This window comes from Paenibacillus pinihumi DSM 23905 = JCM 16419, from assembly GCF_000422505.1.
Taxonomy (GTDB): Bacteria; Bacillota; Bacilli; order Paenibacillales; family Paenibacillaceae; genus Paenibacillus_D; species Paenibacillus_D pinihumi.
Map to the genome: position 1 here is coordinate 48,909 of NZ_KE383870.1, position 19,497 is coordinate 68,405.

A 19,497-nucleotide genomic window follows, 5' to 3' on the forward strand; every position below is an offset into this window, starting at 1 on the left:
AATCTGCTTCAGCCCTTCATTTTGGCGAGAAATCCGCTAATGGCAAAATAAGCGGCTCCGCGCACGGCGGATTGCTCTCCGAGCTCGGCGAACAAAATCCGCATATTGTTGCGGTGGTAGGAGAGAGTGCGGTTGTTTACAGTCTCCAGCAGCTCACTCTCTATCCAGCGTCTGGCCCTGCTCATCCGGTTGCCGATCAGCACGACCTCCGGGTTGAACACATTAATAATGTTGGCGATACCTGCGCCAAGGTAATGTCCGATGCTTTGCAGCAGCCGGACTGCTTCCTCGTGGCCGTCATCCGCCGCGTGCAGCAGGGAGGAGAGGCTACCAAAGCCGAGCTTGGCGGCTTGCTCCAGCAGTGCATTCTCCGATGCGTAGAGCTCCCAGCAGCCGCGGTTGCCGCATCGGCAGGGCCGTCCCTCCAAATCAATGGAGAGATGTCCAAGCTCCCCCGAGAAGCCGGAGGCTCCCTTATACAGCTCCTTGTTCAAAATAATGCCTGTGCCGATTCCGATTCCAACACTGACATAAATCTGATGGGCAATTCCGCGCCCGGCCCCGTAGCGCTGCTCCCCTTTGGCTCCAGCGTTGGCTTCATTATCAATGACAACAGGCAAGTTATAGCGTTCCTTGAGCAGCTTTCCAAGGCCGACCTGATTCCATTCCAGGTTCGGTGCGAACAGGATATTGCCCGTATCATCGACGATTCCGGGAACCCCCATGCCAATTCCCACGACACCATAAGGGCTTTCCGGTGCGCTTGCAATTAAATCCTCAATGGAAGCATACAATACGCCGAGGACCTGCTCCAGCTCTGTTGCATCCAGATTTTTTTCAGCTTCCGTAATAATTTCGCCATTCAAATCCGTGAGCACGCCACGAATATAATTAACCCCCAGGTCGATGCCAAGTGCATAGCCTGCTTTGCTGTTGAACAGCAGCATAACGGGTTTTCGCCCTCCGCTGGACTCCCCGGTGCCAATTTCAATGACCAGGTCCCGGTCGATTAAATCCTGCACCAGACTCGATACGGTAGCTTTATTCAATCCGGTGCGCTCTGAGATGGCCGCCCTGGAGAGGGGAGCCTGCTTGATGACCGCTTCCAGAACGACAGCGGTATTTATTTGTTTGATCAGCGCTGTATCGCCGGTTTTTTTTCTCATGTGTGGCTGAAGCCCCCGTCCTTAGCGCATATGCACTATACTGTATCTAACCTTGATTTTATCATGGTAATGGTATTTTAATTCTATCACAACTTAGTTTATATGATAAACAAACATTGTATTGCATTTATCTGAGATGGTAGATATCAAGAGGACAGTAGAGTTTCTGGGTGATAAACAGTTTATTGTATTCGCATACTAAGTCAAAGAACGGGACAGAAAACCTATAATTCGAAGGAAGATACTTAATTGTTTTCTTAAATCAAGAAAATCATTACAATAAACAAGCCGTTACTCCCCATAAGGATAACGGCTTGTTTATTGACAATTGTAAATGACCGACTCGAATATTTACTTGTCGTTCATTGTAATTCCGAGGTTGCGTTTCAACCCTTCTTGGAGCACGTGAGAAAAGTTAAGATTCTGCTTCTCAGCTTCATCATTAAGCCATTTTGGAACAGTCAGCGTCTTTTTAACCGCCTTAGACTCCATAGCCTCTCTTACAGTTGGCATATAGACCTGAACGTCACAAGCGGCCTCACCGTCCTCGCGTTGTGCAAGGATTTTATCGAGTGGGGAGGGATCAGGTATAATGTCATGATCTTGCTCCATGACATAGATGAAGCCTTCTAGCGCTTCGCGTGCCATAGCGTGGGCTTCCTCCATTGTATCAGCTGCTGTAATGCACCCGGGTAAATCAGGGAAACGAACAGAAATACCATCTTCTGCTTGATCAATTAATGTCCAGAAACGATAGACATCTTTATTATTATTCATTATATATAAACCTCCTTCGGGGAGGGCCTTTCAGCCCTTGATCCCCGCTGCAGTCAGTATACTTTTCTGTGTTTTAATCGGGAAGCTGTCTCTTGGATGAGGGACGGTTATTTTTCCAGGCTTATTCGGGTGTTTAAAGAAATGATGACTTCCTTTAACCGCAATTATAAACCATCCGTCTTCTTCTAGTACAACTTGCCCACAGCACGCCCTCGAAACATGGGGGATTTAGGGGGAACCCCCCTTAAAAACCGCATTGGTACGTAATTTCAAATAATCTTAGTTTGTTTAATAGACAAACTAAGTTAACCAATGCTACAATGATCTCAAACAAAGCAATTCGCTTTTATCATCGATCATATCCATTTAAGGGAGGCTGTTCACACATGAGTTATTTCAATGGAATTGGTAAAATTGAATTCGAGGACAAAGGCTCTGATAATCCGCTTGCCTATAAGCATTACAATCCGCAGGAGGTTGTACTTGGCAAAACGATGGAGGAGCATCTGCGCTTCGCAGTTGCTTATTGGCATACGTTCACAGCTGATGGTTCCGATCCGTTCGGCGTGGGCACGGCAGTGCGCAGCTGGGACCGTCTGAGTGGCATGGATAAAGCCAAGGCGCGTGTAGAAGCCAACTTCGAGCTGCTGGAGAAGCTGGGCGTTCCGTATTACTGCTTCCATGACCGCGACATTGCGCCTGAGGGAGCCACTCTTCAGGAAACGAACAAGAACCTGGATGTTATCGTTGAGCTGCTTAAGCAGGGTATGAAAGAAAGCGGTACCAAACTGCTGTGGAACACGGCGAATATGTTTACAAATCCCCGTTTTGTACATGGCGCGGGAACTTCTGTGAATGCAGATGTGTACGCTTACGCAGGAGCACAGGTGAAAAAGGGGCTTGAGGTCGGCAAGGAGCTGGGGGCGGAAAACTATGTATTCTGGGGCGGACGCGAAGGCTACGAAACGCTGTTGAATACCGATATGGCCCTTGAGCAGGATAATCTGGCCCGTTTGTATCATATGGCTGTGGCGTATGCGAAGGAGATCGGGTTCGACGCCCAATTCCTCATTGAGCCAAAACCGAAGGAGCCGACGAAGCACCAATATGACTTCGATGCTGCGACAACCATCGCCTTCCTTCAAAAATATGGCCTGCAAGATCATTTCAAGCTCAATCTGGAAGCGAACCATGCGACACTCGCCGGACATACATTCGAACATGAAATCCGCGTGGCAGCGATCAACGGCATGCTGGGCTCGCTGGATGCGAACCAGGGTGATCTGCTTATTGGCTGGGATACGGATGAATTCCCGACCGACCTGTATTCAACAACGTTGACCATGTATGAAATTATTCGCGCGGGCGGCATTGGACGCGGCGGAATCAACTTTGATGCGAAGGTACGCCGCGGCTCCTTTGAGGATGACGATTTGTTCCTCGGCCATATTGCCGGTATGGACACTTACGCATGGGGGCTGAAAGCGGCCGCCAAAATGGTCGAGAGCAAATTCTTCGACAACATCCTGAGCCAGCGCTACCGCAGCTTCTCTGAAGGAATCGGGGCGGATGTCGTAGCAGGCAAAGCAACGTTGAAATCGTTGGAAGAGTACGCTTTGCAAAACAACCCGATCAAAAATGAATCCGGACGCCAGGAGCGCATTAAGCTGATGATTAACGAAATCATCTATAACGTCTAATTGAACGTCCGGCTTGACCAATTAAGCATGGACAGGATAAGGAGAGGGGCAGGGCGGCTTTATGGGATATGTAATCGGTATTGACCTTGGAACCAGCGCAGTCAAAGCACTGCTGGCAGACCGTACAGGCAATGTGAAGGCTGAAGCCTCCCGCTCCTATGAGCTGCTGCATCCCCACTCCGGCTGGAGTGAGCAGCGGCCGGAGGATTGGGTGGAGCGCACAATCGAAGCGATTGCCGAATTGGCTGGCGGACTGGGCGAGGGAGCCGGTGAGATCGAAGGCATCAGCTTCTCGGGACAGATGCACGGACTCATCCTCCTGGATGAGTCGGGCCGTCCGGTCCGCAATGCGATTTTGTGGAATGATACCCGAACGACAGAGCAGTGTAGGGAAATTGAACGGACTGCCGGCAGCAGACTGCTGGAGATTGCCCGCAATCAGGCACTTGAAGGCTTCACACTGCCGAAAATACTATGGGTGAGACAGCATGAGCCGGAAGTATTCGCACGGGCACATAGCTTCGTGCTGCCCAAAGACTATGTACGCTATCGTTTGACCGGACAGATTCATATGGACTACTCCGATGCGGCTGGCACGCTGCTGCTGGATGTCGGGGGCAAGCACTGGAGCAGTGAGCTGCTGGGGGCTTTTCAACTTGAAAAGAGCCTGTGTCCGCCGCTGGTGGAATCACATGCCTGTACGGGGACGCTGCTTGCAGAAGTGTCGGAGCGTACCGGGCTGCATCCGGAGACGAAGGTGTTTGCAGGCGGAGCCGACAATGCCTGCGGCGCAATCGGAGCTGGCATTCTAAGTGAAGGGGTAACGCTTGCCAGCATTGGCACTTCAGGCGTCATCCTTTCCTCTGAGAAGGACAAGGAGATAAATTACGATGGCAAGGTCCATTTCTTCAATCACGGAAAAGAGGATGCCTACTATGCGATGGGCGTAACACTCGCAGCAGGCTATTCGCTAAGCTGGTTCAGAAGCACATTTGCTCCTGGCGAGTCCTATGACGAGCTGCTGGCTGATGTCGGAGCGGTCCAGCCGGGAGCAGGCGGACTATTGTTCACGCCATATCTTGTTGGAGAGAGAACACCTCATGCCGATTCAGTTATCCGCGCCAGTTTTATCGGCGTGGACAGCGGCCATAAGCGGGCACATTTTGCCCGGGCGGTTATGGAGGGCATCACATTCTCGCTGCATGAATCCGTCGACTTGCTGCGCCGTGCAGGGAAGAAGATTGATCAAGTCATCTCCATTGGAGGCGGTGCGCAAAATCCGGTATGGCTGCAAATGCAGGCGGATATATTTGGAGCGACTGTCGTCGCGCTGGAGAATGAGCAGGGACCAGGCATGGGAGCAGTAATGCTTGCTGCTTACGGCAGCGGCTGGTTCGACAGTCTGGAGACCTGTGCAGCACAATTTGTCAAATACGGGGCTGTCTATGAGCCTCAGCCGGAGGCTGCGGAAGTTTATGCGCGTCTGTTCCCGGTCTATCAGCAGGTTTATTCGCAGACCCGCAGTCTGAATGAGGAGCTTCGTTCATTCCGAAGCTAATATATCATCTGCTTAAAATGAACCGTCCTGTGCGCCAGCGCCAGGGCGGTTTTTTGCTGATTAAACCAAGACGAAAGATGAACAGTCCTGGGGATACGACTCTCCCTTGACAAAAATAAGAGTGCTTCGCCTTATATCTCTGCGAAGTACTCCCGCCGGTTGATTCGTTTTATTCGGACTCGGGCTCTGGTGGAGCCCCTTTCTTCAGTCTTCCTGCCTTGCGGACAGCATCCCTCAGCAAAAATTCGATATGTGCATTGACGCTGCGAAATTCATCGCCGGCCCACTGTTCAATCGCCCGGTGCAGCTCGGGGTCAAGGCGCAGCGGGAATGATTTCTTTTCTTTAGCCATGCTGTATGCCTTCCATTAACTATACAGCGTGCCCGTATTGACGACCGGCGTTGTACCCCGTTCGGATACAATGGTCACCATCAGATTATTGACCATTGCTGCACGACGTTCCCCGTCAAGATCAATTCCTCTTTCCTCCAGCTGGCGCAAAGCGGAGTCCACCATCAAGACGGCACCCTCCACAATTTTTTGCCGCGCCGAGACGATAGCCAGAGCCTGCTGACGCTGAAGCATGGCACTTGCGATCTCGGGTGCGTAAGCGAGATGGGTCAGCCGGGTTTCGATAACGGTGACACCCGCTACACCAAGCCGCTCTTGAAGCTATCCCATTAGCTCTGTTGCAACCTCATCCGAGTTTCCGCGCAAAGATAGGCGGGCATCATCCGTATATTGGTCATAAGGATAATGGGCTGCAATATGGCGGATTGCGGTTTCACTCTGGATTTCTACAAAGCGCTCGTATTTATCAACGTCAAAGGTCGCTTTGGCCGTATCAATCACTCTGAATACGACAACGGCTCCAATCTCTATCGGATTACCTTCAGCATCATTGACCTTCAGTGTATGGCTGCTAAAGTTGCGGACCTTGAGCGATACCTTTTTCTTTAGAGCAAAAGGTACAGTCATCCAGAAGCCGTCCTTCTTTATTGTGCCTACATAATTCCCAAGAAACGTCAGTACCTGTGCCTGGTTCGGCTGGACGATCGTCAGGGAGGTGGCAATGACTGCGCTCACCAGAAACAATAAGACGGTACCAATTATGAATTCAACGGGTAAAGCATCATTAATCGTATAAATTGCCAGTGTTATGCCCCCGGCCAGAAAGAATAAAGTTTAGCTAAACTTAAGAAAACATTCCTATGCGGCTGCGTAGTAAAGAGCATACGCCTGGAAGAGAAAAGTGAATGGAACAATGAAGGGGTGGGAGTCATGGATATAGAAACGGAATTGGAGCAGGCTCCGGTATTGAAGGTCAATATTCAGGAAGCAGGCTATGAGCAGGGCAAAGCGATGGTCAGAGATGTGCGGCTTTCGGTAAATGCCGGGCAGTTAATCGGATTGATCGGCCCTAACGGAGCGGGAAAAAGCACCACCATTAAAACGATATTGGGGCTTACCAACTACAGAATCGGCGAAGTAGAGTTTGGCGGACGCCATAAACGCTATGCCTATGTTCCGGAGCAGCCGGTGCTCTATGAATTTTTCACGCTATGGGAGCATTTGCGTCTGGCTGCCTCGGCGTTCGGCATGCCGGAGGAAATGTTTGCGCATAAGGCAGAGCCTTTGCTGGAACGGTTCCGCTTATCAGAAGAGAAGCATCATTACCCTGCCAAATTCTCTAAAGGCATGCAGCAAAAGCTGATGCTTATTATCGGCTTCCTGCTGGAGCCGGATGTATATATTGTAGATGAGCCTTTTGTCGGTCTCGACCCGCGTGCAACCGGGGATTTTCTGGAGTTGCTGGAGTCCGAGCGGGCCAGGGGAGCAGGCATATTGATGTGCACGCATGTGTTGGATACGGCGGAGCGAATCTGTCAGGGCTTTACGCTGCTCAACCATGGCAGTGTGGTTGCACAAGGGACACTGGATCAGGTACGGGAGCAGGCGGGGCGCAGGGTGGATGCTACCCTGTTTGAATGCTTTCATGCTTTGACATAAGAAGGGGGAGAGAGAATGCTGACTCCGCATCGGCTGTTTGTAATCCGGTTGAGGCACTATTTGATCGAACAGTATAAAGTATGGAGGCAGGCTCTGGACTGGACTGTATGGCTGTACCTGCTTGTGCCGGGCCTGGTAATCGGTATCGGCTTGTACAGGGAGTGGTGGATAGAGATGCCGGGCTGGGCCGTGATGGTCCCATGGACATTGTTTCCGTTGCCGTTCTTTTTGTATATGAGTATGAGCTCCTTGCGCACATTTACCGAAGAGGCTGACAAGCTGTTCATGCTCCAGCGTCCCCGGTGGCTCCGCTGTCTGTGGATTTACGGCATGTTGTATACGGGTGTGAAAGACATGCTCGTATATGCCCTGGGATTTGCAACTATACTTCCTTTCCTGGTTCATATCCTGAATTTGAGCATGGCTTCTCTGGCCTGGAGCCTCCTTTTTACAGGACTTGTCTCCATCCTGGTCAAGCTGGTCAGCCACCGGATCGTGGCGGGGAGACGCGGCGCAAGGAAATGGCTGGCAGCAGCAGCCGTAACTATAGTGTCCGGATTTATCTATATAGCAACACTGATAGCATTTGCTCATGAGCCAATGGCAATAGCTGTGGCGGCCCTGCTTGTTCTGCCTTCCCTGTTCACGCTGATTTGTTTGCGTCTGGCCTCGGGCGGCAGCTTTGAAACGGATGTTATGGTCGAGCAAAATGCGAGAATGACAAGCACCAGCCTGCTCATGATCCAGGTTGCAACCCCAAAGCCGGTCGTCCAGCTTAAGCGCCCGCTCTTGTTTCGCCATTCCGGACGGCTGTTCCGCTCTTCAGACAGCGGGACCATGTTGGCGGAGATGAGAATAAAAGCATTTGTCCGCAATTGGAATGTGTTATTTATCTGGATCGGATTTATGTCCTCTTCAAGCATTGCGCTTATTCTGCTTCCCGCGCCGGCAGGATTAATAATGATTGCAGTGTTCATGATGTTTGGTACATACTGGATTTCCTTGCACTGGAAGGTTTGGTTTGAGGAGCCGTTTGTCCGCCAGTTTGCCTGGACGGAAAAGGAACAGTACCGGGGAAAGGCGATCTCCAGGTTTTGGATGATCGCTCCGCTGGCTGCCGTCTGGTCGCTGACAGTGGGGTTCATATTATATGGCATCATCGGTTCGGTAGGGATTTTTGCTTTAGTCATTATGCTGTGGTACGGAGGTCATAGAACAGGTATGAAAAGGGTAGACTAGCATTTCATGGACATTCGATTTTCGAAAGGAGACAAAGATGCATACTACCCATTGTACCCGATTTGAATTTGCGGACAAGCACAGTGCAAGTCTTGCCTGGGGGCTTCTGACAGAGCTTGGCTATGCACCCGGGAAAGCCGGGAGCCGCCAGGTTCACATCCAACTCCAGCATGGCGATCTTGTATCAGCGCTTGAAATTGTGATGGCTCATGGCGGCCGCTTGATGGAGCAGGAATCAGGGGATGAAGCAGAGCTGGCCGATACAGCTTACGAGCTGGATGTCATTCCGATTCCGGCACATATCGTCAATGAAGATTGGATGATTACGGAAGCTGAGCTGTCCAGTCACAGCGGGGAGCTGGAGGTCTGAGTAATCAGACCCCGCTCCTGGCATAATGTGCGGCACTCATGCCGGCAGTGTATCCCGTTGAGAATGCGGCTGTAATGTTATAGCCTCCGGTGTAGCCGTGTATATCCAGAATTTCCCCGCAGAAATAAAGACCGCCTGCAAGTTTGGAGCCCATTGTCTTCGGATCAAGCTCTTTCAGATGGACTCCGCCCCCTGTAACAAAGGCATCCTCTATCGACAACGTACCGTATACCCGAACAGGAAAATGCTTGACCAGCCCGGCGAGCTCCATCCATTGCTGCTTGGGCAGATTATCATAAGTCAATTGCTCGTCCAGTTCTGCCTTGGCCAGCAACAGCGGAATCATTCGCTCCGGCAAGTAGCCCTTCAGCACGTTCTTCACTGCTTTTTTCGGCTCGTTGCTTGCCAATGCCATTGTCTCCTGATAGACTTCTTCCTTTGTTTTGTCCGGGAGCAGATCAATGGCAACCACCACATTTTTCTCCCCGGACTGCTTCAGACCCTTCACCACAAATTGGCTGCATCGCAGCGCAATCGGGCCGGACAGGCCGAAATGGGTGAACAGCATATCACCCTGATGTGTAATCACCTTTTTCCCCTTGGCATTCCACACAGACAGACTGACATCCCGCAGGGACAGCCCCTGCAGCTCTTTGGTCTGGATAAATGGCTCGTTCGAGGTTAGAGGCACTTCGGTAGGAAACAGCTCTGTAATGGTGTGGCCTCCAAGCTCGGCCCAAGCATAACCGTCTCCGGTGGATCCCGTCTGGGGAACGGATTTGCCGCCTGAGGCAATGATAACGCATTTGCAGGAGCAGACTTGCCCTGATTTGAGCCGGATCCCGCTGACTGCACCATCTTTATAAAGCACGGTATCAACGGGGGATTTGACCCAAATGTCGACATCCTGTTTCTTGACCTGACCGATCAGGGCATCGACGACCGTTTTCGCTTTGTCGGATACCGGGAACATGCGTCCATTGTCCTCTTCCTTGAGCCGGATGCCGAGTCCCTCGAAGAAACGGATAATATCCTGATTGTTGAAATTTGCGAGTGAACTGTGCAGAAACCGACCGTTACCGGGAATATGTTTAATTAATTCGTCAATATCCTTGGCATTTGTCACATTGCACCGTCCGCCGCCGGAGATGCCCAGCTTGCGTCCGAGCTTGTCCCCCTTGTCGACCAGCAGCGTCCTGGCCCCGTGCTTGCTTGCGGCGATCGCGCTCATTAACCCTGACGGGCCGCCGCCGATAATAATGACATCGTAGTTCATGGAAGTAACCTTTGCCTTTCCAAAGTTTCATTCATTCTCTAGTTTACACCGCCTGTCATTCGTGGTAAACGTTAAGTATGGTTTGCGGGAACGTGAATAAAAGCCGGGACCGCAAGTGCCGGGCATGGTGAAAGGCAATTCTTGCAGCTTGAGAAGAACAGGGGGATGGAAGCTTGAACGATATAAGGCTGCTTTTATTTGATCTGGATGATACGCTGCTATATTTTGAAGACTATTGGGAAAAGAGCCTGTACGAGTCATTTGAGACTTTTCCATTAACCCGTGATATTGGCATGGACCGGCTGTTTCCGGTATTTCTGGAGCATGATGCGCAACTGCATGAAAAATGGCTGGATGGAACCATCGACGGAAGGGAATTCAGAAATTTACGTTTCATTTATACACTCGCGGATTTCGGCATGGATGTTGGAGCAGAAGAAGCGGAATCATTTGAACAGTGGTTTCGGACAGTCCGTGCAGCATATATTCCTCATGACACCGCACTTGTGGAGCAGTTGAATGGTTGGGCGGGGCGCTACAAAGTCGGCATTCTGACCAATGGGACGACAAATGATCAATTCGACAAGCTGCGGCGGATGGGGCTGGATAAATTGTTTACAAAAGAGAATGTGTTTATCTCTGATCAAATCGGATTCGCCAAGCCGAACAAGGAAGCTTACCTGTATGCCGCCTCGGCAATGGGCTGTACAGCAGAGGAGACCTTGTTCATCGGAGATTCCTGGATTAATGATGTTACCGGACCGATTCAGGCGGGCATGAGGGCGATCTGGCTCAACAAGGCCAGGCGGGAGCTGCCCTTGGCTCCGGTGCCGACAGCAGTCATCCATCAGCTCGATGAGCTGTCAGCCTGCATTTCATGTAAAATGGACGCAACGACAAACGCTAACGATTGACGGAGGTGAATGACCCCTTGCTTCATCATGAGCTGGAGCTGGCCACAAAAGATGGTCAGAGGCTGCCTGTACGGCAATGGCAGCTGGAATTCAAACCCTTAAAAGGGATAATATGCCTTGTCCATGGCATGGGAGAGCATAGCGGGCGTTACCATGGGGTGGCACAGGCAATGACAGCAGCGGGGTATATGGTCCTGGCCCATGATCAGCGCGGACATGGCCGCTCCCAGGGCAAACGCGGCCACGCGGATGTAACGATGCTTGCAGAGGATGCGGCAGCTTTAATTGTTATGGCGCAGCAGATTGCGCCCGAGCTGCCGCGTATCTTGTACGGGCACAGCATGGGTGGCAATGTGGCGCTTAGCTGCGCGCTAAGGCTTAAGCCGGCTATTCAAGGGCTGATTCTGACCAGCCCATGGCTGCGGCTGGCGTTTGCTCCTCCTGCTCCGAAGGTGTGGGCAGGCAGCATGATGGCCCGCTTTTGGCCCTCCTTTTCTTTATCCACAGGACTGCGGGATATTTCTGCTGCTAATGGGGCGGAGGAAAAGATCTTGCAGGACCCGCTGTCCCATGACCGGATCTCGGCAGGCATGTATTTTTCCCTGCACGAGGAAGGAGAGCGGCTGCTGGAGCAGATCGATCAGATAGCTGTTCCTCTCTTTCTGGCGCACGGCAACGGCGATTATATCACCTCCTTTCCTGCAAGCCGGGCCCTGGCCGAAACTTTGGGAGACCGGTGCTGTTTTGTAGCGGTGAATTGTGCGCATCATGAGCTCCACCAGACGGTACAAAAGGAGGAATTGTTCAGCCGGATATTAAACTGGATGGACAAAATCTGACAAACGACAGCTGTAGACATATTTTGTATATCATATATTTTTTGGCGAACATGGCGGTCTTCTCTCTCTAACATTGTCAAAAATCGCTGCTTGTGCTTTAATCGGTATTAGCAGGATTTTACAATTGAAAGGAGGAGACCGTTATTTCGTGTGGAAGGATGCACTGTTGCAGATCATGATCTCGCTATTGCCGGTGTTTGGTTTCCAAATGTGGTTCAATCGTCCGGACAGATCACGGGGAATTCCTATTTTTATGGGCGGATTATGTCTGTTGGCGATGCTGCTTGGCGTGCTGATTTCCAGAGACAGCTTTGAAGGCTATCAAATTGATTTTCAGATGGTTCCTTTTGTGCTCGGTTCGCTGTATGGGGGCTTTGCGGTTGCGCTGCTTCTATCCGTCATTTATCTTGCCGTGCAAGCGTTTTTAATTACTAACTTTTGGGAATATATAGAGTTTCTGAGTTTTCTGTTGTTAGCAATGCCGCTTATTTTTATTGCTGTACATCGCTTCAAGCTTCTGGGACGATCAGGCAAGCAGAAGCTGGCGGTAGGGCTTGGCGGACTGCTTGTGCTTCTGAATCATGGCATTTTGGCTCTTCAGCTCTCCGGGGAGGGAAGGGCATGGGACGAACAGTTTATTGCTTTTCTGGTGTTTTCATTTATCGGATTTATGCTGTTAATATGGATTGCCGTTATTTTGATTGAAAGTGTCATTGAGAAGCAGCAGCTTCAGGATCAGCTGCAACGGATGTCCACAAACTACCGCAATGAAGTACAGAAGCTCCAGCAATTTATTGATATGATTCCGATGGGTGTGGTCATTGTGGACGCCGGGGGCGAGGTTACTCATCTGAATGAAGCAGCGCTCCAGGTGATGGGGAGCAGTCTGAACGGCATTCGAAGACAGGAACTTGTAGGCCGGTCAATTGCCAAAATCAGCGATACCTTCATGAAGGAAACGGCTGGCAAGCTGCTATTTGAGGCGCTGAACGGGGAAGATACGGCTTCCAGCATTGTCGAGACGGGCAGCCGAACCTATATTAATACCGGCTTTGGCGTACGCGATCTGCAAAGCCAGGATATTATCGGAGCGGCATTGATCGTTCACGATATTACGGAAATCTCTCATCTGCGGGATGAGTTCGGCCGGATGGAGCGCCTGAGTCTGGTCGGGCAGATGGCTGCAAGCATTACTCATGAAATACGGAATCCGATGGCTGTCATAAGGGGATTCATTCAGCTCATGAAGGAGCGGAGTCCCGAGCATCACCGTGACTATTACCGGATTGTAATGGATGAGCTGGACAGGGCGAATGCAATTATCAACGATTTTCTGTCGCTTGCCCAGAATCGGATTGTACATAAAGAAAAAAGCTCATTAAATCATATCGTAAGAGAGCTGGTACAACTCCTGTGGGCAGATGCCAATTTGCGGGGGCAGACGATTGAGATTGAGCTGGATGAAACTTTGCCGATGCTGGAGATAAACGAGAAGGAGATCAAGCAGCTGATTTTGAACCTGGCCCGAAATGGCATGGAGGCGATGGGCAATAATGGGGTTCTTGTGCTCCGGACCAGACTGCAGCCGAATATGATCCAATTGCAGGTGGCAGACAGCGGCTGCGGAATTCCCAAGGAGAAGATGGAACGTCTCTTCGAGCCGTTCTATACGACCAAGACCAGGGGCACAGGACTGGGCTTGCCGCTTTGTCTCAGCATTGTGGAACGCCATCAAGGAAAAATTGCCGTCGATTCCGATGAGGGCGAAGGGACGGTTTTTACGGTTTCATTTCAAATTTCATAGGGACAGGAGGCTGAGCTTTGCCGCATAGCACCAGAAGCGAGCGCGCATAATAAGGCGGAAGGAGGCGATGAATTTGCATAAAAATAATCAGGAACGTCCGGCAGAGGCTGCTGAATCAAAGAAGAACAGCCCGTCCGGCAAGCAGCCGGAGCAGGAAGGCTTCGATAAAAAGCTGGACGGTCCCAACCGGCCCTCAATTTAAGAATGCGATAGCCGCTTGCCGCAGAATGCGGCAGGCGGTTTTTTGAAAATATAAGAACGGTGCTTTATTGCAAATAGTGCTTTGCTTTCGTATATCTTGAAGAGTATAATAATAATTATAAAATGCGAATTTTAACAATTATATAACGATTGTCTTGTTTCCGTTGTCTGGAGGCACGGCAGCGTTCATGTCTTTTACATTTTCGTAAGGAGTGGATTGAATATGTCAATGTCTTTTGAACGATACATGCTGGATATGGTACAACCGATGCGTGATGAGCTTACGCGTCTTGGCATTACAGAACTGCGCACAGCAGAAGAGGTAGAAGCTCAACTGCCAAATGCGAAGGGCACAGCGCTTGTCGTTGTAAACTCCGTATGCGGTTGTGCGGCGGGCCAATGCCGTCCTGGCGTTGCTGATGCACTCGCACATGAGACAACACCTGACCAACTGTTCACTGTATTCGCAGGCCAGGACAAGGAAGCGACTGCACAGGCGCGTGAATACTTTGCGCCATACCCGCCATCTTCACCTTCGATTGCGCTGATGAAGGACGGGGAACTGGTTCATTTTATCGAGCGTCACCAAATTGAGAACCGTTCGGCTCAGGAGATTGCGGCAGAACTGACCGCAGCCTTCGACCGTTACTGCAATTAAGGGGCCGCAACTATGACATTGCAGCAGGAGATCATTAACCGGCTGGGCGTGAAGCCGCAGATCAATGTAGATGACGAAGTCCGCAGACGTGTCGATTTTCTGAAAAAATATGTGCTGGATGCGGGAGCCACAGGTTTGCTGATTGCCATTAGCGGCGGCATTGACAGTGCGGTAGCTGCCGGACTGTGCAAGCAGGCGACGGATGAACTGGCTGCGGAGAGCGGCAAGGATTATATGACGCTTGGTGTCTTCCAGCCGTACGGCACACAGGAAGACATTCATGACAGCTATGCGGTTGCCAAAGCTTTTGAGCTTAAGCACGTTGTAGAGACGAATATCGAAGATGCTGTAAATGAAATTGCGCTGGAGGTCGAGCACGGATTCAAGGCACTGGGCACACCTCGTCATATAAGCCGTAGCGGCAAAGGCAATGTCAAGGCGCGCACCCGTATGGTTGTCCAGTATGCGCTGGCATTCGATTACAACTTGATTGTGGTTGGTACGGATCATGCATCTGAGGCCATTACCGGCTTTTACACCAAGTGGGGCGATGGCGCAGTCGACATTACTCCGCTCAGCTCACTTAACAAACGCCAGGTAAGACTTCTGGCCGCTGCTCTGGGCGTGCCGGACAGCGTCCTGAACAAGGCGCCTACAGCCGGATTATGGGAAGGCCAAACCGATGAGAATGAGCTGGGAATTTCCTATGAGGATAACAGTGACTATCTCGAGGGCAAGGAAATTGATCCGGCGGTAAGAGAGAAGCTGGAAAAGCATTACTTGAAAACCGAACATAAAAGATCCCCGATACCGGGTATCTAATTCAACCTCTGGGAACCCCCAGGGGTTCTCTTATGTCACGACAAGGAGGAGAGTACCGGTGATTCTGGGGATTGGCCATGATTTGGCGGAAATAGGCCGCATCGGCCGGCTGCTGTCAGGCCGGACAGGCCAAAGATTCATGAAAAGGGTGTTGACTGCTAAGGAGCTTGAACTGGCGGAGAGCAAGGGAGCGCGCCTGGCTGAATTTGTTGCGGGCCGCTTCGCTGCCAAGGAAGCGGTGGTCAAAGCCTTTGGCTGCGGAATTGGAAATATCATGGGGTTTACAGATATTGAAATCAGGCCTGATGATAAAGGAAAGCCATGCGTGCGCTTGTCCCCGGAGGCATGGCAGCGGCTTGGGCTTCAGTCTGCTGTTGTAAATGTGCATGTAACGATTACCCATGAACGGACAATGGCCTCGGCATTTGTCGTCATCGAGAAGTCAGGTGTGTAGCTTAAATATGTGGCAAGCGGGCAATTGAGGGATGCGGTGGTCTACTGGTTGTATCAATGCTTATCAGCCAGCCAGGCAGCCAGCGCTTCGATTTGCTCGGGCGTCAGCTTGCTCTTGTAGGCCGGCATAATGACCCCGCCTTGTTCAATCTGCTTGCGAATGTCGTCCTTGGACAGGCGGCTGCCAACTTGCTGCAAATTGCTCTGCTCTCCGACCCGGCCCTGCAAATCTGTTCCGTGGCAAGACAGACAGCTGGTACGGTAGATGCTCATCACATCCTCAGGTCCGTCAAGCGGACTGGAGCTGCCGCATCCCGCCAGTGCTGCCAAAGCAGTTAACGCTGCGGCTGCTGTTAGCATGCTGCGCGTAAAGCGTTTCATCGTATGATGCCTCCTGATTGAGCTCCGCCATCCCAGCATGGCGGGCTATTCTAATCGTATTGCTACTATTATACCGGAAAATTTACCGCAAGATTTTGTCAATGTCATGTCATCGGGAATGTGAATGGAGAATATGGGAGACTAGATGCCAACAACGTATAGACAAGTGATGAAGGGATTCTTTTATCATATCGAGGCGAACGTTTCGTTTGCCGCTTGTATGGATGCGGAGGCAGGCTGGGAGGAAAGCCTGGACAGCCCGGATTTTTGCAGGTTCCTGCTGGTCAGCAGCGGACAAGCTGCCATAACGATGAACGGTCAGGAATATATTCTTGAGCCGGGCGAGCTGTTTCTGCTGCCTTCCGGTACGCAGCAAGCCTGCAAAGTATATGGAAATGGTTGCTTGCGTATGTACTGGTGCAATTTCAAAAGTTTTGTCGGGGAAGCGGATTTCTTCAAGACGATGGCCCTCCCTGTTAGGGTGAGGATGAAAGAGCCTTTACATGTGCAGGAATTGTTTCAAAAAATGATAACTGCGTTGCAAAACAATTGGTATACGAGCCATCTCAGATTAAGAAGCGCCTTTCTCGAACTGGTTGCCTGCTATATCGAAAACGCAGAAATGAAGGTGGAAGAGCTCGGCAAGTCGGAGGCGGCATCCAACCTCGATGAAGTACTGGCTTATATTGAAATGAATTTGGACAGTGTTATCCAGGTCGATGAGCTGGCCCGGCTAGTCTGTCTGCATCCGAATTACTTTATCGATTTTTTCAAAAACAATATTGGGGTTTCCCCGATCCAGTATGTAAATAACCGGCGAATGGAACGGGTCAAGGAACTGCTTCAGTCCTCAGATGACCCGGTGGGAGAAATCGCAAGGCAAGTCGGCATGCAAAATCATTATTTGTCCAGAATGTTCAAGCAATATACCGGCCTTTCTCCGAGCCGTTACCGGAAGCTATATCAGAATTTGTAACAAGCAAAGGGCTTGCAGGCCGGATAGGAGAAGACAATCTATGGTGGATATTCATTTATATTTTAGTCAGGAGCTGCTGGGCTGGTTCCATATTCATAAGCGGACGCTGCCCTGGCGGCAAAATCGTGACCCTTACCGGGTCTGGGTGTCGGAAATTATGCTTCAGCAAACTCGTGTGGATACGGTAATTCCCTATTACGAGCGGTTTATGGAACGTTTTCCTTCTGTAACTGCCCTGGCGGAGGCTCCGGAGCCGGAGGTACTCAAATGCTGGGAAGGACTCGGCTATTATTCCCGGGCCCGCAATCTTCAGGCTGGAGCGAGAGAAGTAGTCGATAAATATAATGGCGTGATACCGGATGATGCTGATGCTGTCGCCGGATTGAAGGGAATTGGACCCTATACGCGAGGAGCTGTCATGAGCATTGCTTTCAACAGGCCGGAGCCTGCAGTGGACGGCAATGTGATGAGGGTGCTGTCCAGATATTTTTGTCTGGAGGATGACATTGCGAAACCACGCACGCGTGTTCAACTGGAGCATCTGGCCAGGTCGCTCATCCCCGAAGGGGCAGCAGGTGATTTCAATCAAGCCTTAATGGAACTTGGGGCGCTCGTATGTACGCCCAAATCTCCCGGCTGTCTGACCTGCCCGGTGATGGTGCACTGCCAGGGCCGTCTGGCCGGGAAAGAGACGGTGCTGCCGATCAAGACGAAGGCCAAGCCTCCACGTGAGGAAAGACGGCTTGTTGCGCTTATTGAAGGCAATGGCGCCCACGCAGGAAAAGTGCTCGTGCGCCAGCGCCCGGAGACCGGCCTGCTCGCGCAGATGTGGGAGCTGCCGCATTTGCTGGAAGACGGGGGAAACCAGGACGGACAAACACCTAAAACGGGCAGAGGACGCAAGAAAAAGGATACGGTTATGGAGGAAACAAGCGCCGGTTCAGGTTTGGCATCTGCTCCGGATAGCAACCAGTCTGCGCAAATGGAGCAACTGGGGCGGTCGCTGGCTGCTGAGACGAGGCTGCTGGTCCGTCCGCGACACCGCTGGATGGAGGCGGAGCATGTATTCAGCCATATTATTTGGAAGATGGATGTGTTTCTGTCGGATTTCGGTTTTGTGCTGAAAGAGAATGAAGAGCAGAAGTCCCAATATGAAGCCGTACTCAGAGGGGAACTGACAGCAGCCGAGCAAAGGGCTTCTTATTGGAGAAGTGAAACAGCTCCGGCCCGGGTACTCTCTGAATCGCCGGTTTCAGCAGTAAATGAAATTGCTGTTTCATCCAATGAGCCCGAACAGCAGGGCCATGAGATTCCGCTCCCGGAAGGTTACCGCTGGATCAGTCCGGAGGATATGCGGGAGCTGGCCTTTCCCAATGTATTTTTGCGGATATTGCGTAATTACTGGGAATTAAATTAAGAGTATGCAAGTGCAGCAGAAAGGACTGCGAGATGAAGGGCTTTCTCCGATTGCTGTTAAAGACCGATTCCCCGGATTTTGATATCCCATAGGACGGGAATCAGTCTTTAAAGGCAACCACTATCGTTTCTGCGAAAGCCCTTCATCTCTTCGCATACTGCTGCGATACGTACACCCTTTAATTCAATTGGGAAGATGATGAATAAGGGAAAACAAGCCCCCGTCAAGTCTGTAATCAGACTTGACGGGGGCTTGTTCGATTGAGAATCTGCTTATTTTACAGCAGCTTCGTAACGTTTGCCAACTTCAGACCAGTTCACTACATTCCAGAATGCAGCGATGTAGTCAGGGCGTTTGTTTTGGTATTTCAGGTAGTAAGCATGCTCCCAAACGTCCAGACCAAGCAAAGGCGTTTCGCCTTCCATGATTGGGCTGTCCTGGTTAGGCAGGCTGTATACTTTCAGCTTGCCGTCTTTAGTTACAGCCAGGAATGCCCAGCCGCTTCCGAAACGGGTTGTAGCTGCTTTAGCGAAATCTTCTTTGAATTTATCAAAGCCGCCCAGCTCGCTGTCAATTGCAGCAGCCAGTGTGCCTTGAGGTGCGCCGCCAGCGTCTGGTCCGATTGTTTCCCAGAACAGGGAGTGGTTAGCATGTCCGCCGCCGTTGTTGCGAACAGCAGTACGGATGCCTTCAGGTACGCTGTTCAGGTCAGCGATCAGATCTTCAACGGATTTGCCTTGCAGTTCAGGAGCGGACTCCAAAGCTGCATTCAGGTTCGTAACATAAGTATTATGGTGACGGTCATGGTGGATTTCCATAGTTGTCGCGTCGATATGTGGCTCAAGTGCATTGTTAGCGTAAGGAAGAGCAGGTAATTGATGTGCCAATTAAAAAACCTCCTATTAATGTATGTAGTGATTCATTCACAATTATAC

21 protein-coding genes and 1 pseudogene are annotated in these 19,497 nt (G+C 51.0%); 14 read left to right on the top strand and 8 right to left on the bottom strand.

Annotated features, from left to right (window positions below):
• Positions 1-8: 8 nt before the first annotated feature.
• The 3 genes from H583_RS0130635 to H583_RS36400 form a co-directional block, all read right to left on the bottom strand.
• Positions 9-1,166: an ROK family transcriptional regulator gene (locus tag H583_RS0130635; protein WP_028563808.1), complete on the bottom strand. Its 1,158-nt coding sequence runs from the start codon at positions 1,164-1,166 to the stop codon at positions 9-11.
• A 351-nt stretch (positions 1,167-1,517) separates the two neighbouring features.
• The gene (locus H583_RS0130640; RefSeq protein WP_036711631.1) at positions 1,518-1,943 is read right to left on the bottom strand and encodes a type II toxin-antitoxin system HicB family antitoxin; all 426 of its coding nucleotides are present in this window, start codon (positions 1,941-1,943) and stop codon (positions 1,518-1,520) included.
• A 30-nt stretch (positions 1,944-1,973) separates the two neighbouring features.
• Entirely contained in the window at positions 1,974-2,171 is a 198-nt protein-coding gene (locus H583_RS36400) for a type II toxin-antitoxin system HicA family toxin (RefSeq protein ID WP_081667676.1), read from the bottom strand.
• 158 nt (positions 2,172-2,329) lie between these two features.
• Here H583_RS36400 and xylA point away from each other — a divergent pair, with 158 nt between their 5' ends.
• The gene (xylA, locus tag H583_RS0130645; RefSeq protein WP_028563810.1) at positions 2,330-3,643 is read left to right on the top strand and encodes a xylose isomerase; all 1,314 of its coding nucleotides are present in this window, start codon (positions 2,330-2,332) and stop codon (positions 3,641-3,643) included.
• 61 nt (positions 3,644-3,704) lie between these two features.
• Positions 3,705-5,201: a xylulokinase gene (gene xylB / locus H583_RS0130650; RefSeq protein ID WP_028563811.1), complete on the top strand. Its 1,497-nt coding sequence runs from the start codon at positions 3,705-3,707 to the stop codon at positions 5,199-5,201.
• Positions 5,202-5,370: 169 nt separating this feature from the next.
• Here the strand turns inward: xylB and H583_RS0130655 are convergent, their stop codons facing one another.
• Together H583_RS0130655 and H583_RS34910 are read right to left on the bottom strand one after the other, a co-directional pair.
• Entirely contained in the window at positions 5,371-5,553 is a 183-nt protein-coding gene (locus H583_RS0130655; protein WP_028563812.1) for a type II toxin-antitoxin system antitoxin, read from the bottom strand.
• Between the two features lie 15 nt (positions 5,554-5,568).
• Positions 5,569-6,375, bottom strand: a pseudogene (locus H583_RS34910) (SPFH domain-containing protein).
• A gap of 108 nt (positions 6,376-6,483) precedes the next feature.
• Between H583_RS34910 and H583_RS0130665 the strand changes: the two are divergent.
• Genes H583_RS0130665 through H583_RS34915 form a run of 3 tightly spaced genes read left to right on the top strand, consistent with a single transcriptional unit; the run spans position 6,484 to position 8,821 of the window.
• A complete protein-coding gene (locus tag H583_RS0130665; protein WP_211228373.1) occupies positions 6,484-7,212 on the top strand; it encodes an ABC transporter ATP-binding protein in 729 nt (242 codons plus the stop codon).
• Positions 7,213-7,227: 15 nt separating this feature from the next.
• Positions 7,228-8,451 (top strand): ABC transporter permease, encoded by a 1,224-nt coding sequence (locus H583_RS0130670; RefSeq protein ID WP_028563814.1) that lies wholly within the window; start codon positions 7,228-7,230, stop codon positions 8,449-8,451.
• Positions 8,452-8,488: 37 nt separating this feature from the next.
• The gene (locus H583_RS34915) at positions 8,489-8,821 is read left to right on the top strand and encodes a hypothetical protein (RefSeq protein ID WP_051237260.1); all 333 of its coding nucleotides are present in this window, start codon (positions 8,489-8,491) and stop codon (positions 8,819-8,821) included.
• Between the two features lie 4 nt (positions 8,822-8,825).
• On the opposite strand, the gene H583_RS0130680 is transcribed toward H583_RS34915, so the two are convergent.
• The gene (locus H583_RS0130680; RefSeq protein WP_028563815.1) at positions 8,826-10,097 is read right to left on the bottom strand and encodes a BaiN/RdsA family NAD(P)/FAD-dependent oxidoreductase; all 1,272 of its coding nucleotides are present in this window, start codon (positions 10,095-10,097) and stop codon (positions 8,826-8,828) included.
• 173 nt (positions 10,098-10,270) lie between these two features.
• Between H583_RS0130680 and H583_RS0130685 the strand changes: the two genes are divergently transcribed.
• From H583_RS0130685 to acpS, 7 genes are all read left to right on the top strand, one after another.
• The gene (locus tag H583_RS0130685) at positions 10,271-11,011 is read left to right on the top strand and encodes an HAD family hydrolase (RefSeq protein WP_028563816.1); all 741 of its coding nucleotides are present in this window, start codon (positions 10,271-10,273) and stop codon (positions 11,009-11,011) included.
• A gap of 17 nt (positions 11,012-11,028) precedes the next feature.
• Entirely contained in the window at positions 11,029-11,850 is an 822-nt protein-coding gene (locus tag H583_RS0130690) for an alpha/beta hydrolase (RefSeq protein ID WP_028563817.1), read from the top strand.
• A gap of 148 nt (positions 11,851-11,998) precedes the next feature.
• The gene (locus H583_RS0130695; RefSeq protein WP_154666040.1) at positions 11,999-13,654 is read left to right on the top strand and encodes an ATP-binding protein; all 1,656 of its coding nucleotides are present in this window, start codon (positions 11,999-12,001) and stop codon (positions 13,652-13,654) included.
• 73 nt (positions 13,655-13,727) lie between these two features.
• On the top strand, positions 13,728-13,856 hold the full coding sequence (locus H583_RS37420) for a spore protein (protein ID WP_211228374.1): 129 nt from the start codon (positions 13,728-13,730) through the stop codon (positions 13,854-13,856).
• Positions 13,857-14,078: 222 nt separating this feature from the next.
• Positions 14,079-14,513, top strand: a complete 435-nt coding sequence (locus H583_RS0130705; protein WP_028563819.1) for a BrxA/BrxB family bacilliredoxin — start codon at positions 14,079-14,081, stop codon at positions 14,511-14,513.
• A gap of 12 nt (positions 14,514-14,525) precedes the next feature.
• Complete coding sequence (nadE, locus tag H583_RS0130710) at positions 14,526-15,335, top strand: ammonia-dependent NAD(+) synthetase (protein WP_028563820.1); 810 nt, start codon at positions 14,526-14,528, stop codon at positions 15,333-15,335.
• A gap of 58 nt (positions 15,336-15,393) precedes the next feature.
• Entirely contained in the window at positions 15,394-15,789 is a 396-nt protein-coding gene (gene acpS, locus H583_RS0130715) for a holo-ACP synthase (protein ID WP_028563821.1), read from the top strand.
• A gap of 53 nt (positions 15,790-15,842) precedes the next feature.
• Here the strand turns inward: acpS and H583_RS0130720 are convergent, their stop codons facing one another.
• Positions 15,843-16,169: a c-type cytochrome gene (locus H583_RS0130720; protein ID WP_028563822.1), complete on the bottom strand. Its 327-nt coding sequence runs from the start codon at positions 16,167-16,169 to the stop codon at positions 15,843-15,845.
• A gap of 145 nt (positions 16,170-16,314) precedes the next feature.
• Here H583_RS0130720 and H583_RS35800 point away from each other — a divergent pair, with 145 nt between their 5' ends.
• Both H583_RS35800 and mutY read left to right on the top strand, forming a co-directional pair.
• Positions 16,315-17,145: an AraC family transcriptional regulator gene (locus H583_RS35800; RefSeq protein WP_081667670.1), complete on the top strand. Its 831-nt coding sequence runs from the start codon at positions 16,315-16,317 to the stop codon at positions 17,143-17,145.
• A 40-nt stretch (positions 17,146-17,185) separates the two neighbouring features.
• Positions 17,186-18,562 carry an A/G-specific adenine glycosylase gene (gene mutY / locus H583_RS0130730; protein ID WP_028563823.1) on the top strand — a complete coding sequence of 459 codons (1,377 nt, stop codon included), beginning with the start codon at positions 17,186-17,188 and terminating at the stop codon, positions 18,560-18,562.
• A gap of 272 nt (positions 18,563-18,834) precedes the next feature.
• Here the strand turns inward: mutY and H583_RS0130735 are convergent, their stop codons facing one another.
• Positions 18,835-19,449 carry a superoxide dismutase gene (locus H583_RS0130735; RefSeq protein ID WP_028563824.1) on the bottom strand — a complete coding sequence of 205 codons (615 nt, stop codon included), beginning with the start codon at positions 19,447-19,449 and terminating at the stop codon, positions 18,835-18,837.
• Between the last annotated feature and the right edge of the window lie 48 nt (positions 19,450-19,497).

Bases quoted from the DNA above. Each gene is read 5' to 3' on its own strand.
- H583_RS0130635 (WP_028563808.1), bottom strand. From the start codon at position 1,166: ATGAGAAAAAAAACCGGCGATACAGCGCTGATCAAACAAATAAATACC.
- H583_RS0130640 (WP_036711631.1), bottom strand. From the start codon at position 1,943: ATGAATAATAATAAAGATGTCTATCGTTTCTGGACATTAATTGATCAA.
- xylA (WP_028563810.1), top strand. From the start codon at position 2,330: ATGAGTTATTTCAATGGAATTGGTAAAATTGAATTCGAGGACAAAGGC.
- xylB (WP_028563811.1), top strand. From the start codon at position 3,705: ATGGGATATGTAATCGGTATTGACCTTGGAACCAGCGCAGTCAAAGCA.
- H583_RS0130655 (WP_028563812.1), bottom strand. From the start codon at position 5,553: ATGGCTAAAGAAAAGAAATCATTCCCGCTGCGCCTTGACCCCGAGCTG.
- H583_RS0130665 (WP_211228373.1), top strand. From the start codon at position 6,484: ATGGATATAGAAACGGAATTGGAGCAGGCTCCGGTATTGAAGGTCAAT.
- H583_RS0130670 (WP_028563814.1), top strand. From the start codon at position 7,228: ATGCTGACTCCGCATCGGCTGTTTGTAATCCGGTTGAGGCACTATTTG.
- H583_RS34915 (WP_051237260.1), top strand. From the start codon at position 8,489: ATGCATACTACCCATTGTACCCGATTTGAATTTGCGGACAAGCACAGT.
- H583_RS0130680 (WP_028563815.1), bottom strand. From the start codon at position 10,097: ATGAACTACGATGTCATTATTATCGGCGGCGGCCCGTCAGGGTTAATG.
- H583_RS0130705 (WP_028563819.1), top strand. From the start codon at position 14,079: ATGTCAATGTCTTTTGAACGATACATGCTGGATATGGTACAACCGATG.
- nadE (WP_028563820.1), top strand. From the start codon at position 14,526: ATGACATTGCAGCAGGAGATCATTAACCGGCTGGGCGTGAAGCCGCAG.
- H583_RS0130720 (WP_028563822.1), bottom strand. From the start codon at position 16,169: ATGAAACGCTTTACGCGCAGCATGCTAACAGCAGCCGCAGCGTTAACT.
- H583_RS35800 (WP_081667670.1), top strand. From the start codon at position 16,315: ATGCCAACAACGTATAGACAAGTGATGAAGGGATTCTTTTATCATATC.
- mutY (WP_028563823.1), top strand. From the start codon at position 17,186: ATGGTGGATATTCATTTATATTTTAGTCAGGAGCTGCTGGGCTGGTTC.